Source organism: Sulfitobacter sp. CW3 (assembly GCF_019392245.1).
GTDB lineage: Bacteria > Pseudomonadota > Alphaproteobacteria > Rhodobacterales > Rhodobacteraceae > Sulfitobacter.
In genome coordinates, this window is the sequence record NZ_JAHXRL010000014.1 from 23,297 (window position 1) to 38,936 (window position 15,640).

Genomic DNA, 15,640 nt, shown 5'->3' on the forward strand with positions numbered 1-15,640 from the left:
ACCAATGAAATCCCGCAGATGTGCGCCTTTGGTTACTGCCGCAGTCGTTGCGGTCTTGAACCTGTTCGGCGCGGCGCATCTTAGCGCCCAAGGCGCGCAGCCTCTGCGTTTGGCGACGCAGGAGTTGCCGCCCTATCAGATGATCGAGGGCGATAGGATGACCGGGATTGCGGTCAGGCGTATTAGATGTGCGCTTGACCGGTTGGATATTTCCTATGAGTTGTACATGACCACTTGGTCTGAGGCTCAATTGGGCACACAAACCGGTCGCTTCGATGGGTTCTTTGTCGGGTCCTCCAATGCGGCCCGGGCAGAGTTTTCTGTCTCGTCTATCCCCGTCGTTTCCGAAAGTCTTGCTTGGTATCTCCCGCTCAATTCAGAGATTGATCCAAATGACGCAAAGGATGCGTTGCGGGCGCGGTATGGGGCCAAGTTTGCTACGTCGAAATGGCGCTACCTGCATCGCAATGGCTATAATGTTGTGATGCGTCCACGGGATGCGGATTCCCTTTTGAACATGTTGCTGGTAGGGGATGTGGATGTTGCATTGGAATATGAACTTATTTTCGCACATTTTTTGGGAGAACGAGGTTTGAGCGAAAGTCAGTTTCAGAAGGTTCCTTTTCGCCGTCAACAGATGGGCGCGCATTTCTCAAAGCGATTTGTCGAGGCAAACCCCCTATTTCTAAAACGGTTCAATGAGAGTCTTCAACAATGTCTGGTGGCACTGCAATGACATTAAGTGTTCAACTCATTCAGATCCCGCCGGCCGAAACTGTGCCCAAGCGCGAGTTCTATTTAAATAGCCCGACGATCAAGATTGGTCGGGAGTTTTCGACCGATATCTGCCTGCCTGATGTTTCAGAGGTCATGTCGCGCGTACATGTAACGATCGAACGGTTGGATGATGGTCGATACACTGTCACCGATACCAGTACCAACGGCACCAAGTTGAATAATGATCCGCTAAAACCACAGGAGCCGCAGCCCGTAAATGACGGGGATATCCTGAGCTTTGCGGGATATCGGTTGCTGATGGGAATTGTGCAAACAACCGCGACAGATGACGTTATCGAGTTTGTTCCAGAGCGGACTTTTGATCAGGAGACGGACATTTCCAGCGATGCGCCAATCTTGCCGGATCATGATATTGAAGAGATGCCAGTAGACCCCGATACAGGTTTTTCGCAGACCGAATTGGATTTAGATGCTGATCTTTTGTTTGATCCTTTCGCTGAGGGCCCCGAAATAAGAGCGTCGGCCGAAGCTGAGGTAGCCGAGGGCCTCAGAAAAGAAGTGGCCATGGAAATCGACGTTTCTGAAAAATCTCAGGTATCCAAGATGCCGGCACATCCTGGTGCGACCGATCTTCAGGATATCTATGCCCGCGCGGGGATGCGTCGTGAAAACGTTGCCCAGGCTATGGAACGCGCGCTAGAGAAGTTTTTAAACGAATTAGACCCTAATCTGCTGCAAGAGGACTATGACGATTACATGCCCTTATTCGGCAATCGAAAAAAGCGATACTGGGCGATCCACCGACGCCAATTCAACAAAAAGCGCAGCAACGGTGAGTTTCGCAGAACGTTTATGTCTCTTTTCGCAGAAGAGATGCGCAAACTATGAGAATGCGTACTATCCAGCTTGGTGTTTGTTTATGTGCGGCCCTTTTCGCCCTTAGCGCTTGTGGCGACGCGAACAAAAAGAAGGGGCCAATCAACAAAACAATTTGGGTCGAAGCTGGCCCGAATGTGAACCAATATAATGATTCAGCGAACCCTATCGTTGTGCGGATCTACCAACTCAGCTCTCGGACCGAATTTGAGGCGGCATCGTTTTGGGGAATTTTCAACAATGATGCCCCTGATCTAGCAGGTGCGATCCTTGATAAAAGATCCTTGTCGCCACTCTATCCGGGCGAAAAGCGTTTGGTCGCATTCGATCTTCAGCCCGATGTTTTCTATCTGGCAGCTTTTGCAGAGTTTTCGAATTACGAAACTCAGCAGTTCAAGACCGTCGTGCCGATGAGTCTGGACCGGTTGGATAACGGCGTCACTATTTCCGTTGCCTCGTCTGGTGTATCAATCCAATTCCGTAAATCCGAAGATTCAAAAGAAGACTCGGAGAGGAAGCCCGGGTTCTTCTCCAAACTGATGGCGAAACTTTTCAAAGGAGGCGAATAATGCAGGGGTCCGTCGTCTGGAGCGAAGGCATGTTCATCGCACCTCAACACTTCCAGCACTTAGATGCCACGGTTCAGCACTACGTCAATGAAGTTGCCCAAATTGATCTTAGCTATGGCGATTACGGTGTCAGCGAGCTGCAAATCAACATGGAGCGTCTCAAGGTCGGGAAGATCGCAATCCGCGAGGCTGCCGGCGTATTTCCGGACCGACTGTTTTTTCGCCTCACGAAAGAGCTGATCATCGACATTCCTGATGGGGTGGTTGAGGAAACGGTATATCTGGCCGTGCCGCTCGTGATTTCCGGTGCCGCGCAATTTGGCAACGATGACGATATGGTGCGCATGGTGAAAACCCGCGCAGAGTTGCGCGATCTGAATGATCCTACAAACGAGCCAATCGAAGCAGAGCTTGCTAACGTGGGTGTCTGTATTCGTTTAGGAAGCGAAGATTTCTCGGGCTACGCGGCAATTCCTATAGCGCGTATTCTTGAAAAAACTGCGGAAGGGCGGGTTTCTTTGGACCGCTCCTTTATCCCGCATGCCTTACGCATCCAAGCCTCTAGCGTGCTGACCGAAAGGTTGGAGGAAATTGTGTCGCTAGCGCGTGCCCGTGCCGCGAATGCAGCAGGACGTGTCGCCGCCGATACTGGAAAACGTAGTGAATCCAGCTTGATGACAGAGCGGCAAGAGCTTCAAATTCTTAATCGTTGGCTCTTGGTCTTGCAAAACGAGGTGGCAGCCAAATCGATTGGGCCACGCGGTCTCTATACGCATTTGGCGAGCATGTCCGTGGAATTAGATGCCGTTTTAGGGCAGGCGACAGACCCTTCGTTGCTGTATAATCCCGAACAAATGGCAGCCGCATTCGAGGGCATTTTTGCGGGTTTGCGTCGCAAGCTGACTTTGGAAAAACCTGCAAGCGTGCTTGCTTTGGCTTGGAATACCGAACTCTTCGAGACCCGTCGTGTTTTACGTTTGATTATTCCGACGCGGGTTTTGAGTGCGGATCGACGGCCAATCCTGGCGCTGAGTGGACCGGATAACGCGAAAGCTCTCTTGGAACTTGGGCCGCTCGCTTGCAAATTGGCGGGTCTGTCGGCGATGCCTGATCTGGTGGCACGTGGGCTTGCCGGGATTGAACTGACGCCTTTGCCCGTTCCGCCGCCAGAACTACGAAGCCGTGCAGACGCGGCCTTTTTTGCGGTGAACACGAGCAGTGAGCATTGGCTTCGCTATCTTGAGAAAAGGGAAGCTTTGGCGCTACATATTGATGATCGCATCCGCACGGCGGACGCGACGCTCTACATGCTTGACTAGAGATGAATACCAAAACCCCAGATACGCCTACTCTTACCCTGACCAAAGACGGGGTGTCCGACGCAACTCTTGCGCCTATGGCAGCGGTGGCTGAAAATGATCTGCAAACATTTGAACGCACGCTGAACCATTACTCCGGTTCTAAGAATGCGCTTTTGAATGCGTCAGCAGATTTATTGGCTGTCTGCGGAACATTAACACGGATGACACCGGGTGAAGAGCTGAACACAACCCGCCTTGAGATGTCGCGCGCGATAATCGACCTCAAGTATAAAGTTGCGAGAATGGATTACCCCCCGTCGGTGGCGGAAAATCTATGCCTTCTATTTGCCATCGCCCTTGACGAATTTATTCTTGTCAGCCCCTGGGGGCGCGACAGCGGATGGGAAAATCGCACTTTGGTTGCTGACTTGTTCGGGTTTCGTGACGGCGGGGATCGATTTTACAGCATCGCAGATCGTGCGATGATGCAGCCGCGCGCCTTGCGTGAGTTCATCGAAATTATCTACATCTTACTTAAGCTTGGGTTTCGCGGCAAATTCAACCGAACGAATGAACACGAGCGTGATCGCCTGATCGGTCGGTTGGAAACCGCGCTTAATCTATTCGAAGATAAGCCGGCAGCGGAGCCGATTGGCCGCGCAATCAAAGACACGGTTGCGCCGCCCAGCATCCTGCCAACCCGCTATAAATTGGCTGTTGCGAGTGCTGCAATTTTATTGATTACCTTTGTGGTTTGGGGACTGCATAGCCAAACCCAAAGTGCGCTTCTTTCGGAATTCGCGCAGAAACGCGCCGATGCAGAAGGGGGAAATGCCGTCGATTTCGTCTTCTCCAGCGAAACAGGCAAAGTCGAAGCGGTACCGCGTAAATGAATTGGCCAAAGATCATAAAAATTGCCCTCGTGGCGTTCCTGCTGGTTATGCTCGCGCAGCTAGGTGGGCTTTTGTTCACGTGGTACTCGGGAACGCCCTTTAGTTTGGGGCGCTATATCTGGCTTGGCTTGATCCTCGGTTCGTCGCTGATTGTCGCCATTCTAGCGCTGGTATTCCGGTCAAAAATTTGGGTCTCGGATCCGGTTCTGGCCAAGCTACGCGCGTTAAGGCAGCTCGCTAAGAAACAGTTTCGCCAAGCGCGCTCACGGGCCAACACGATAAACAAAAGCCCCGATAGCGTCCCTTGGTATCTGTTTCTTGCGATGCAAAAAGACACCCGCTCTACGCTGATGGCGGAATTGGGGTATGTCATTTTTGGCGACCCGGTGACCCATAAGGGGCTGGTTTTCACCACTTGGGTGTCGCCGACAGCAGTGGCCTACCGTGTCGAAATCGATGCGACCAAAGAGCTATCTTTTGATTTGCTGGACATCGTCCAGGGCTTGTTGTTCAAAAACCGCCCTAACATGGCTATTAACGCGGCTTTTGTTGAATATGAGCTGGCTGATTTGATGCAATCCGCGGCCACTGAAACGGGCAACATAACAACCATCAACCGTATCTTGAACGTCGTTGCAGACAGCTTTGGTATGGATATCCCCGTTCATGTGTCGCTCACGGGGTTGGAGCATATGCCCGATCTTGCTCGGGCGGCGATGCTGACGGGGCAAATGGGCAGCGACGCTATTTTCGGTGGTTTTTTGACGACCGAAAAGACCGATTTGAACGAGCGTATTGATAGCCTCTTTGAGGATATGATCAGGGCTTTGAACACCGAACAACTATCGTCACTACAAAAACAAATTACCCCCGAATATTGTGCCGCGCTTTTGAATGCACCATTTCAGTTGTCGTTACTGCAAGCCCAAGTCAAATCTCGCATGGCAATTTTGACGCAAGCCCGCCCACCACGCACCCACCTGCTTAACCTGCAAAGCATTGCCTTTGTTGGTGGCCGGACCGGAATGGGCCCTGTTGACCCGCTTAGCCAAGTGGCCTGTTCACGGTTTTTCAATGGCGCGCCTTTGCTCATCCCGCGCAATGATATGGCTGACAGTGTCACGATCGAGAACGCTGGTCTTCTGGCATCTGCGTACCACCGCGAACGCTTTGGCGTTGAACAGAACCGCCGCTACAGCGTGCAGCGTTCGTTTAATGCAACGCTGTGGTCCCTGACGTTGTGTGGCCTTGTGGCCCTGTTCAGCTTTCTGGTTTGGGACAACTATCGATCCTATGCAGCAGTTAACGACCGCCTAGAGGCAGCATTCGATCAGTACTTCAACGAAGCTGCCGATTTGACAACAGATTCAGACTTTTTGGTTAAACGTGTTCTGAGTCTACAGCCTTTGCGTGACGGCCTTGATGGATATGACGCACTGAACGAATATCATCATCGTCGTCTCTTACCCAATTGGTCGATGGAGAAAATGTACCAAGGTCTTTACGAGACCGAATTGACAGGCGGCCTCCAAGCGTCACTTATCAACTTCTTGGAAAAAGAGATATTCGCTTACAATAGCCTGCAAGACGGGGTCGAACTGATACGCCTCGCCTCTGTAGAGGTGCAGATATACGAGGACCAAGAGGCCCATAAGTCTGAATTAACGGAGTATTTCTCGAAGGGTTTGAATGATGAGGGCGAAGTGTCCGGCGTTTTCCAATCCCAGTTGCGCGCGACGCTCGGTGAACTCTTCACGCTGAACCAGCCACCGCAAACACGTAACGAAGAGCTTAGAAAAGTCGTTATCAAAACGCTGTCGGCGCTGGATTCTGACGAACTGATCTACAAATCTTTGATGCGCCGCAGCACCTATGCCGAACGCGTCGATTTACGTCAAATGATCGGTCCCAGGTTCTTTGAAGTGTTCGTTCCGATGGACGATGCCCAAGCATATCTTGTTCCCCGCGGGTATACGCGTTCAGGATTTAATCTGCTGTTTGACGAAGGTTCGATATCAGGTCTGTCGACCATGATCAACAATTATGCGGATGTTGTGGGCATGATTGATAGCGCTCGGGAGAACGCGATCATTCGCGGGGTAAGCCAGCGCTATACGGCGGATTACATCTCGAGATGGAGCACGTTCTTATCGTCGTTGAGCTTGCGTGAGGCGGAAAGCTGGAGTGATGCTCAAATCCTGATGGATGCGCTAACCAATCCGTCGGAAAACCCGATTGATCGGCTGGCGGCCGCGTTGACGAATAATGCGGACATCAAGGTCTTTTTACCACCACCACCACCACCGGCTGCTGATGCAGCCGTGCCAGCGGTAGGCGCGGCACCAGCACCCCCCGATGCGGCGCCTCAATTGGCACCTGCTTCTGCAAGTCTCGAAGCGGCTGCCGCGTATAACATTCGAACGGCGTTCCAGCCTTATTTGGATGCCTTGCGCGCGGAGGGGGATCAAAAAAGCCAATTCGATCTGTTTCTGTCTTACGCCCGCGACGTGAACCGCTGGCTTGAAGAGGCGGCAAGCGCTTCGAATGGCCCGGGCGCATTCTTGTTCGAGCAATTCCAAAAGGCCGAAAGCACAAACCCACTGGCGGTCCTGAACTCGCTCGTGGTCCGTTCGGAACTGGACATTATTCGTGATTTTGGGCGCAGTATTGCGAGTACTCTGGACGAAAGCGCGATGAGGTTCGTGTACGATTATATTGACGGGCAGTGGCACGATCAGATTTTGTCGCTACATGGGGCAAGCCTGACCCGGAATTTCCCTTTCGATGCCTCCTCTGTCAACGACATGCCGCTTGACGAGTTTGCCGATCTCTTTGCCCCGGAAGGCAAACTCCAAACATTTGAAAAGACCTATCTATCCCGTTTCAAAACCCAAAGCGGCGTGTTCCTGTCGCGGGGCACGTTTCTTTTGACCGGTAGGGCCGAGGTTTCTGCGGAAACCAATTCGGCCTTTCGTAACTTTGGCCAGATTGCAGAGGTCATGTTTGTTGATGGTAAGCCATATTTAGACTTCGAACTCCGCCCGGGTTTGATGGCGCCCGATCTTAGCAATCTCTCAATTACGTCTGGTGTCACGCTGTTACAGTTCGCGCACGGTCCGGTTCTGTGGACAAAGCAGCAATGGCCCGTCGCGGGTATCAAAGACAGCGATTTGACCTTGCGTATTTTTAGGCGGTCTCGCGCGCTGATCAATGAAACTTTCACTGGGCCGTGGTCTTGGTTCCGTCTTGTCCATAGTGGCACTACGTCGCTCAATCCGTCGTTGGGTGTTTCGGAAACGGTATTCTCTAGCGAGGCGGGCAACGTTACGCTTCAACTGGAAGCTACCGTGCGCTTTAATCCTTTCGGTCCCGGATTTTTCTCGAACATCGAATTGCCCGCGACGCTTTTCAATAGCAAAGGCGCGTATAGCGCTGGCCAGGTCGACGGCGAGCTGATTGAAATCTTACGTTTATGGCTTGCTCGTGATCCAGTGGCAGAGAAAACCCTGATAGAGCAACGTGGGCGTAGTCTTGATATTGCGACGCGTTCTGCGATCCAAAGACGGCTGCAGATTGCAGGCCACTACGGCGGGCAGATTGATGGTATTTTCGGACGGCAGACGCGCACCGGCCTCGTTTCTTGGCGCGATACACAGCCCTAAGCAACACCGAAAACAAATTCAAATCAGGACATAGCCTAAACTGAGTAGTGAGCGATGGCATGTAATTTCAACTGGAAAGATATGAGAGGACGAGCCCCGACGGCAACAACCCTTCAAGTATGTGAAAGGGGGGGGTACTGCTGAACTTGGAGCATCACACTCAATGGCTTCGCGGGCATTGCCCATCCGCATACCCGATACAGGCGCCGCATCGGTGGAATCTCGTCCCACAGCCAATCTGACATACCGTTCATCGGGGGAAATACCGTTCGAGACTGCACACATGATCCGAAAGGGGCAACTCGACGCCATCGGGCTCACCGCATTCCAGCAGTTTGGGGCGCTCGCAGCATAGTTGCGTCCGCACAACGGCCGCCTTCAATCGTCAAAAAATTTGCGACAGAACCAATTTGGGGGCATAGAAAGGTCCTCTAGGCTATTGTGTGGTTCGCAAAGCGAACCCCGCGATGGTTCTCTATCGGAAATAACGTAAACACTTTATCGCGCCACAGTCTCCACAAGGACTCTTGCGGGGAAAGGTTAAGCTGCCAGATGCTCGAAAGACAGTCGGTGCAATGCTCTTCGTGTTTTGTTAACTTCCACTACAACCCTTCGAGATAGACCCCATAGTCGTTCTTAGCGAACAGCTTTACGCGTTCTTGCAGTTCTGTTGCACTAATCCAGCCTTGGTTGAAGGCGATTTCGTCGGGGCTGCCGGTTTGCAGGCCTTGGCGGGTTTCCAGCGTGCGGACGAAGTTTCCGGCATCCAGCAGGCTGCCGTGGGTGCCGGTATCGAGCCAGGCATAGCCGCGGCCCATGCGCTGGACGTTGAGCAATCCGTCGTGCAGGTAGGTTTCCAGCAGGGTGGTGATTTCGAGTTCACCGCGCGGTGAAGGCTTCACGGTCTTGGCACGCTCAGAGGCGGTGTTGTCTAGGAAATACAGGCCCGTCACAGCATAGTGCGACGGCGGCACGGCGGGCTTTTCGATGATCTGGCGGGCTTGGCCGTTTTCGTCAAAATCGACCACGCCATAGCGTTCGGGGTCGGACACGCGGTAGCCGAACACAGTGCCGCCGGTTTCCTGCGCATCGGCGGCGGCGAGGATTTCGGGCAGGCCGTGGCCGAAGAAGATGTTGTCACCCAGAACCATCGCGGATGGCGCACCATCAAGGAAATCCTCGGCCAGCAGATAGGCCTGCGCCAAACCATCGGGGCTGGGTTGGGTGATATAGGTCAGCGACACGCCCCATTGGCTGCCGTCGCCAAGCGCACGTTTGAACTGCTCGGCGTCTTGTGGCGTGGTGATGACCGCTATCTCGCGTATGCCGCCCAGCATCAACACCGACAGCGGATAGTAAATCATCGGTTTATCATAGATGGGCAGCAGCTGTTTCGACACAGAAATGGTGATCGGATAAAGCCGCGTGCCGGAGCCTCCGGCGAGGATGATACCTTTGCGTTTGGGGGTCTGGGTCATGGGAAATCAGTCCTTGGTAACATCAAGTTGGGCAATAATTTTGGTCAGGCTGGCGCGCCAATCCGGGCGCGTGATCCCGAAGGCGGCTGTCGTGGTGCTGCAATCCATCCGCGAATTCAGCGGGCGTTTGGCAGGGGTTGGATAATCGCTTGAGGGGATATCGGTGACGGCACAGGTTAGCCCTGTATGAGCAAAGATCGCGCGGGCGAAATCGGCCCAGCTGGTGTCGGGGGTGCCCGAGAAATGGTAGATGCCGGATTTTTGCGGCTCGGATACGAGGGTTTTGGCGATTGTGACGCAAGCCTGCGCGATTTCGGCGGCACCAGTCGGGCCACCGATCTGGTCGGCGACGATGGTAAGCGCATCGCGGTCTGCCCCAAGGCGCAGCATGGTTTTAACAAAGTTATTGCCATGCGCCGATACCACCCAAGAGGTACGCAGGACAGCATAGCGACCACCAGCGGACTTGATCGCGATCTCTCCGTCACGTTTGGTGCTGCCATAGACGCCTTGCGGGTCGGTCAGGTCGCTGGGCTGCCAAGGCGCTGAACCCTCACCCGAGAACACATAGTCCGTCGAGATCGAAACAAACGGAATATCACGCGCTGCACAGACCCGCGCCATGGCAGCGGGGGCCTGCGCGTTGATCACATCGGCAGCGGCCTGATCTTTTTCGGCTTTATCGACAGCCGTATAAGCGGCGGCGTTGATCACGGCATCGGGCGCGTGTGCTTCAATCGCGGCGGCGCAAGCGGCGGGGTCGCTCAGATCAGCAGCCGCGCGGTCGAGCGCGGTGATCTGGCTGCCCGCGCGATCAAGCGCGCGCAGTTCGGTGGCGACCTGGCCGCTGTGGCCGAAAACGAGGATCTTCATGCTGTGCCCAACCGATCGCCGACGCCTTGGCGGTTTTGCAAGGCACGCCACCAGTCTTCGTTCGCGAGATACCAATCGACGGTCCGCGCCAGCCCTTCTTCGACGGTGACCGACGGCTGCCAGTTCAGCTCGGTGCGAATGCGCGTCGGGTCGATCGCATAGCGCTGGTCGTGGCCGGGGCGGTCGGTAACAAAGGTGATCAGATCGGCATGGGGTGCGCCGCTTGGGTGGCGATCATCCAGCAAGGCGCAGATCATCTTGACCAGCTCCAGATTGCTGACCTCGTTCTCGCCGCCGATGTTATAGCTGCGGCCCAACGCGCCCTTGGTCAGTACCGTTAACAACGCATCGGCGTGGTCTTCGACGAACAGCCAGTCGCGCACATTGGCACCGTCGCCGTAAACCGGGATCGGCTGACCGGCGAGCGCCTTGAGGATCACCACAGGCACCAGTTTTTCCGGAAAGTGGAACGGCCCGTAGTTGTTCGAACAGTTCGTCATGATGATCGGCAGGCCATAAGTCTCGCCCCACGCACGCACCAGATGGTCGCTGGCAGCTTTGGAGGCAGAGTAGGGACTGCGCGGATCGTAAGGCGTGTCTTCGGTGAACTGGCCGGTGGGGCCAAGCGAGCCGAACACCTCGTCCGTCGAGATATGGTGGAAACGGAAACCGTCCGGCTTGCCAACCCCTTGCCAATAGGCGCGCGCAGCCTCGAGCAGCGTATAGGTGCCGGTGATGTTGGTCTGGATAAACGCGCCGGGGCCGTCGATGGACCGATCGACATGGGATTCAGCCGCCAGATGCATCACCGCATCGGGTTTGTGCTGCGCGAATATCCGGTCAAGCGCGGCACGGTCGCAGATATCAGCATGTTCGAACGCATAAAGCGGGCTGTCAGCGACACTGGCGACATTCTCAAGACAAGCCGCATAGGTCAGTGCATCGAGATTAACCACGCTATGCCCCTGTGTCACCGCAAGCCGTACCACAGCCGAGCCGATAAACCCCGCACCGCCCGTTACCAATAGCTTCATCTATGCACCTTCAAACGTAAACGGGCTGTCAAGATCGGCCAACGCGGGCGCTTTTGCGTCCTTATCTGACAGCACGGGCGTCATGTTTCCCATGTCCCAGTCGATCCCGATATCGGGATCATCCCACGCTACAGCGCCCTCGGTGGGCTGCGCGTAATAGTCTGAGCATTTATAGATAATCTCGGTCTCTGGGGCCCGTGTCACAAACCCGTGGGCGAACCCTGCTGGCACCAGCAATTGCTTGCCATTCTCAAAGCTCAGCTCGACCCCGAACCACTGCCCATAGGTCGGCGAGCCCTTGCGAATATCCACCGCCACATCGAACAAAGCCCCACGCCCGCAGCGCACCAGCTTGTCCTGTGCGTGGGGCGGGGCCTGAAAATGCAGCCCGCGAACGGTGCCCGGCGTCATCGACAGCGAATGGTTGTCCTGCACAAACGGAATGGTAATCCCGTGTTCGGCCATGGCGCGCGCGCTGTAGCTTTCGGAGAAAAACCCCCGATGATCCCCAAAACGCGCCGGCGTAATCACCACAACACCCGATAATGGCGTCTGCTCAATCTGCATGTGAAAATCCTTGTTGAAATGCACAAAAGGTGCATATTCCATCATTTTGCAACTTTGTCACCCTGACCATTACCTAAAACGGTTGCCAACGTAATTTTGATATCCAGCAGCAACGATTGCAGAGAAATATAACGCGCGTCCCACTGAGCAAGCTTTTCAGGGTCGCTCATGTCTACGTTATTCACTTGCGCCAATCCGCTAATCCCAGGTTTAACGTCAAAGACGCCCCGATCTTTCCGTTGTTTAAAAAGCTCTGTCTGGACAGGTAATCCTGGGCGAGGACCAATCAGGCTAATCTCATTCTTCAGGATATTCCATACTTGCGGTAGCTCATCCACTTTGGTCCCGCGCAAGAACTTGCCAATGCCGGTCACAGATGCTTGTGACACCTCATGAGTACCAGCCTGCACTGTGCCTTCCTTCATCGTGCGGAACTTATAGCAGGTGAAGGGCTTACCGTATCTTCCCACACGTTCTTGAGCAAAAATGCCGGGGCCGGAGGAGCCGCAACGGACCAATATCCAAACGAGTAACAAGGCCCACCAAAAGAAACCTATGACAAGCAAGGCAAACAGCAAATCCAGCCCTCGTTTAATCACTCTATAGGCAAGATTATGAGACTGGCCATCCGATAAGATAACGGTATCCTTATGGTAAGGGGGGTGCAGGATGTAATCCGCCAGTAGCTCTATCTTAACAGTAGGCTTCAATGCGAGAAGGCAAGATTCAAGCGGTTTTGCAATGACCGATGGCATAGTGCTTAGGAAGGCTAGCTTTCCATTCCACTGAGCACCGCGCACGAATGGGAGGTATACATTGGTCACATCAATGCCTTTGACCTCTTTGAGCGCTTTAATTGCTGCCCGTTTGGTCTTGGCGTAAAGTGCCAAGTTCTGATCATCCAAAACATGCACAGAAGAGATATTGTAAAAACTCTTTATGCCACATGCTCTGGCAGCCTCTGCCATTTTGCACGTCAGTTCCACATTGACTGAATGAAAATCAGCTTCGTCGCCTTGAACATTGTTGTTCAGAACAGCCAGATGCACGAGGCTATCAAAGCCTTTAGCGACTGTGGGCAACTCCGCTAATGTACATGACGTAATGTCCGGAAAAATTTGTTTCAATTTGACTGGGTCTCGACCTACTAGGACAAGCTCTTCACATTGGCCCTTCAGAACGGGCACAATATTTCGCCCCACGTAGCCTGACGCACCGGTAACAACGATTTTCAAGGGGAACTCCATAGTATATTGGCTTATCCAGCAGAGCTTAGCATCAAAGATCGCGGTTCAAAAGACGGCAAGCCGAACAGCGTAGCTTATTTGATCGAAGACCATAGTTTTCGAGAAAACAGTGTAGCGTAGAGGGCGATCACCCCTTCAACTCACCCGACTATTATCACTCTGCACATGGTACCCCTCGACCCGCGCCGCGATGAGCCGTCGCAAGCGCACCGTATCAGCTTTGGTAATGGATTCTTGCAGCTCACGCAGCATTGAGGCCACTTCGATTTGGCTAAGCATCGCTTCTTGAGCGCGCAGGATTTTAGGATGGGGGGTTGGCAGCAAACTGTCATCGTCAATCAACAGCTCTTCATAAAGTTTTTCGCCCGGACGCAGTCCGGTTACTATGATTTCGATGTCTCCATCTCCCGTTTGAAGATCTTTCACTTTGCGACCAGACAGCGTGATCATGCGGTGTGCGATGTCGATGATTTTCTGCGGCTCGCCCATGTCGAGCACGAACACATCGCCGCCTTTCGCATAGGCACCGGCCAGCAAAACCAAACGGGCTGCTTCGGGGATGGTCATGAAGAAGCGTGTTACGTCCTTGTGCGTTACGGTCACGGGCCCCCCACGGGCAATCTGCTTTTGGAACAATGGCAGGACCGATCCTGAGGATCCTAGTACATTGCCAAATCGGACCATGGCGAATTTAATGGCACCGTGGCGAGTCTGAGTGTCCTGAACCACCAACTCAGCCATACGTTTGGTAGCGCCCATGATATTAGTCGGACGGACCGCCTTGTCGGTCGAAACTAAAATGAAACGTTCCAAATTCGCTTCGGCGGCGGCTTCGGCTACGATCTGAGTGCCCAGAACATTGTTTCTCGCGCCTTCGAGTTCATTTTCCTCAACCAAGGGTACATGTTTATAGGCGGCAGCGTGAAGGATAATTTCGACGGCTTCTTCGGCAATGACACCGGCTACACGGGCCTTGTTGGTAACTGACCCCAGACGCGCAATCACCGGTATGCCTATCGCCTTGGCTTCAGCCTGAAGTTCTTGATCAATGGAATACAGCTGGAATTCACCCTGCTCGAATAGGATGATACGCGCAGGGTTGCAGTTGAGCAACTGCCTGCAGAGTTCGGACCCGATTGACCCTCCCGCCCCGGTCACCATGACCACGCGGCCGGCATATGTCTTGGCGATCTCGGGTGTATCAAGGGCAACTTTGTCGCGCCCTAACAGCTGATCTGGAGCAACTGTCCGCAGGCTTTCCACCAAACCCTTCCCAGACATCAGCTCCACATAGGACGGCAGTACCTGGACTTCGGCCTTATATGTGCTCAGCTTTGCCAACACCTCATCGCGGCGTTCTTTTGGCATCGACGGGGCTGCTAACAGGATCTGTGCGATGTGACGCTTTTCGACCAACTGGGGCAATAGTGCAGGGTCGTGCACGGGCAGGCCTGCCACCATCAGTCCATGCAAATTAGGGTTATCATCGACAAAGAAGACTGGCCGCGCCTCGGACGCCTGGCGCAAGGCTGCGGCTAGCTGGATGCCTGCGGCCCCTGCCCCATAAATCGCCACAGGTTTACGGTCGCCGCCACGCTCGGAGGCCCACCGTAAAAAAGAGAGGCCACCAAGTCGCGCGCTGACAGCCAGCAGACAGAAAAACAGGCCTAACAGCACGGGAACAGAGCGAGGTGCAGATAGGTTCAGAAGATAGCTCAATACCATCGCGCTGAACGCCAGCAAAATCGCAGCAACACCGATGTTCGAGATGGAATGCGTATCAAAAGCGTTTAGCTTGATGCGATGTAACCGCAAGGCCCAGACAAAGCCTGATCCAATCAGCGTCAACATCGGGAACAGCGCCCAGCTTGAAAAGATTGGATCCCAAGGGGTGGCTGTGCCGTATCTTAAAGCAAAGGCGAGATAGAGGCTAATCGGAATCAGCAGGCTGTCCACAGTCAGAAATATGGACCGCTTGGTCGCTCTGGAGAGATTGTGAATATTGTTAAGGTTCATTCTATTATTTTTCTTCAGTCTAAAAAGCTGGAACATTATTGATTGCAGTTAACAAATTTTTGCATACTTATGAAGGCGTTTTTACGCTGCGCGCCTAGCGTCGCATGTGATACGCATAACCAAAACCACAAGCCGTCAGTATGTAGGTCATTCCGATTTGGTAGAGATCGTGTATAGTATACGCAATCGAATAGAACATGCTGAGCCATAGCTCAGCCGAATTTCGCCCCAGAACGCTGGGTATTTCCTCATATTCACAAGTGCTCGTGAAACCAGTCCTGTCAAAGCCGGAAATGTCTAGACCGACCTGTGACGTGCTCCCCTGAAAAGTCCGGTTTTTTGAGTTAGCCTGTTCTCTCAAAAGGAGACAGACGATGAAGAGAAGC

12 protein-coding genes are annotated in these 15,640 nt (G+C 53.6%); 6 read left to right on the forward strand and 6 right to left on the reverse strand.

The genetic code is table 11. The annotated features are described in order from the left end of the window. The first annotated feature begins 4 nt into the window (after nucleotides 1-4). The 6 genes from KZZ06_RS19640 to KZZ06_RS19665 all read left to right on the forward strand — a co-directional run bounded on the left by KZZ06_RS19640 (nucleotide 5) and on the right by KZZ06_RS19665 (nucleotide 8,039). Nucleotides 5-736, forward strand: a complete 732-nt coding sequence (locus KZZ06_RS19640; RefSeq protein ID WP_219581707.1) for an ABC transporter substrate-binding protein — start codon at nucleotides 5-7, stop codon at nucleotides 734-736. Further along, a complete protein-coding gene (locus tag KZZ06_RS19645) occupies nucleotides 733-1,626 on the forward strand; it encodes an FHA domain-containing protein (protein WP_219581708.1) in 894 nt (297 codons plus the stop codon). The genes KZZ06_RS19640 and KZZ06_RS19645 overlap by 4 nt, the downstream gene beginning before the upstream one ends. 2 nt (nucleotides 1,627-1,628) lie before the next feature. Beyond that, nucleotides 1,629-2,183: a type VI secretion system lipoprotein TssJ gene (gene tssJ / locus KZZ06_RS19650; RefSeq protein WP_219581709.1), complete on the forward strand. Its 555-nt coding sequence runs from the start codon at nucleotides 1,629-1,631 to the stop codon at nucleotides 2,181-2,183. Next, entirely contained in the window at nucleotides 2,183-3,502 is a 1,320-nt protein-coding gene (tssK, locus tag KZZ06_RS19655; RefSeq protein ID WP_219581710.1) for a type VI secretion system baseplate subunit TssK, read from the forward strand. The genes tssJ and tssK overlap by 1 nt, the downstream gene beginning before the upstream one ends. 2 nt (nucleotides 3,503-3,504) lie before the next feature. Then, nucleotides 3,505-4,377, forward strand: a complete 873-nt coding sequence (gene icmH / locus KZZ06_RS19660) for a type IVB secretion system protein IcmH/DotU (protein WP_219581711.1) — start codon at nucleotides 3,505-3,507, stop codon at nucleotides 4,375-4,377. A 434-nt stretch (nucleotides 4,378-4,811) separates the two neighbouring features. Beyond that, entirely contained in the window at nucleotides 4,812-8,039 is a 3,228-nt protein-coding gene (locus tag KZZ06_RS19665; protein WP_219581712.1) for an ImcF-related family protein, read from the forward strand. A 602-nt stretch (nucleotides 8,040-8,641) separates the two neighbouring features. Here KZZ06_RS19665 and rfbA read toward each other — a convergent pair. From rfbA to KZZ06_RS19695, 6 genes are all read right to left on the reverse strand, one after another. Continuing rightward, the gene (gene rfbA, locus KZZ06_RS19670) at nucleotides 8,642-9,517 is read right to left on the reverse strand and encodes a glucose-1-phosphate thymidylyltransferase RfbA (protein WP_219581713.1); all 876 of its coding nucleotides are present in this window, start codon (nucleotides 9,515-9,517) and stop codon (nucleotides 8,642-8,644) included. Nucleotides 9,518-9,523: 6 nt separating this feature from the next. Continuing rightward, entirely contained in the window at nucleotides 9,524-10,390 is an 867-nt protein-coding gene (gene rfbD, locus KZZ06_RS19675; protein WP_219581714.1) for a dTDP-4-dehydrorhamnose reductase, read from the reverse strand. Next, the gene (gene rfbB / locus KZZ06_RS19680; RefSeq protein WP_219581715.1) at nucleotides 10,387-11,424 is read right to left on the reverse strand and encodes a dTDP-glucose 4,6-dehydratase; all 1,038 of its coding nucleotides are present in this window, start codon (nucleotides 11,422-11,424) and stop codon (nucleotides 10,387-10,389) included. Before rfbB ends, rfbD begins: the two co-directional genes overlap by 4 nt. After that, nucleotides 11,425-11,991 carry a dTDP-4-dehydrorhamnose 3,5-epimerase gene (rfbC, locus tag KZZ06_RS19685; RefSeq protein ID WP_219581716.1) on the reverse strand — a complete coding sequence of 189 codons (567 nt, stop codon included), beginning with the start codon at nucleotides 11,989-11,991 and terminating at the stop codon, nucleotides 11,425-11,427. It lies immediately after the preceding gene. Nucleotides 11,992-12,032: 41 nt separating this feature from the next. Beyond that, entirely contained in the window at nucleotides 12,033-13,226 is a 1,194-nt protein-coding gene (locus KZZ06_RS19690; RefSeq protein WP_219581717.1) for a hybrid nucleoside-diphosphate sugar epimerase/sugar transferase, read from the reverse strand. 147 nt (nucleotides 13,227-13,373) lie between these two features. Continuing rightward, on the reverse strand, nucleotides 13,374-15,290 hold the full coding sequence (locus KZZ06_RS19695; protein ID WP_257884499.1) for a nucleoside-diphosphate sugar epimerase/dehydratase: 1,917 nt from the start codon (nucleotides 15,288-15,290) through the stop codon (nucleotides 13,374-13,376). Nucleotides 15,291-15,640 lie beyond the last annotated feature (350 nt).

What these genes read in the sequence shown, in the direction of transcription:
- tssJ (WP_219581709.1), top strand. Translation starts at nt 1,629, where the DNA reads ATGCGTACTATCCAGCTTGGTGTTTGTTTATGTGCGGCCCTTTTCGCC.
- rfbD (WP_219581714.1), bottom strand. Translation starts at nt 10,390, where the DNA reads ATGAAGATCCTCGTTTTCGGCCACAGCGGCCAGGTCGCCACCGAACTG.
- KZZ06_RS19640 (WP_219581707.1), top strand. Translation starts at nt 5, where the DNA reads ATGAAATCCCGCAGATGTGCGCCTTTGGTTACTGCCGCAGTCGTTGCG.
- tssK (WP_219581710.1), top strand. Translation starts at nt 2,183, where the DNA reads ATGCAGGGGTCCGTCGTCTGGAGCGAAGGCATGTTCATCGCACCTCAA.
- icmH (WP_219581711.1), top strand. Translation starts at nt 3,505, where the DNA reads ATGAATACCAAAACCCCAGATACGCCTACTCTTACCCTGACCAAAGAC.
- rfbB (WP_219581715.1), bottom strand. Translation starts at nt 11,424, where the DNA reads ATGAAGCTATTGGTAACGGGCGGTGCGGGGTTTATCGGCTCGGCTGTG.
- rfbC (WP_219581716.1), bottom strand. Translation starts at nt 11,991, where the DNA reads ATGCAGATTGAGCAGACGCCATTATCGGGTGTTGTGGTGATTACGCCG.
- rfbA (WP_219581713.1), bottom strand. Translation starts at nt 9,517, where the DNA reads ATGACCCAGACCCCCAAACGCAAAGGTATCATCCTCGCCGGAGGCTCC.
- KZZ06_RS19645 (WP_219581708.1), top strand. Translation starts at nt 733, where the DNA reads ATGACATTAAGTGTTCAACTCATTCAGATCCCGCCGGCCGAAACTGTG.
- KZZ06_RS19695 (WP_257884499.1), bottom strand. Translation starts at nt 15,290, where the DNA reads ATGTTCCAGCTTTTTAGACTGAAGAAAAATAATAGAATGAACCTTAAC.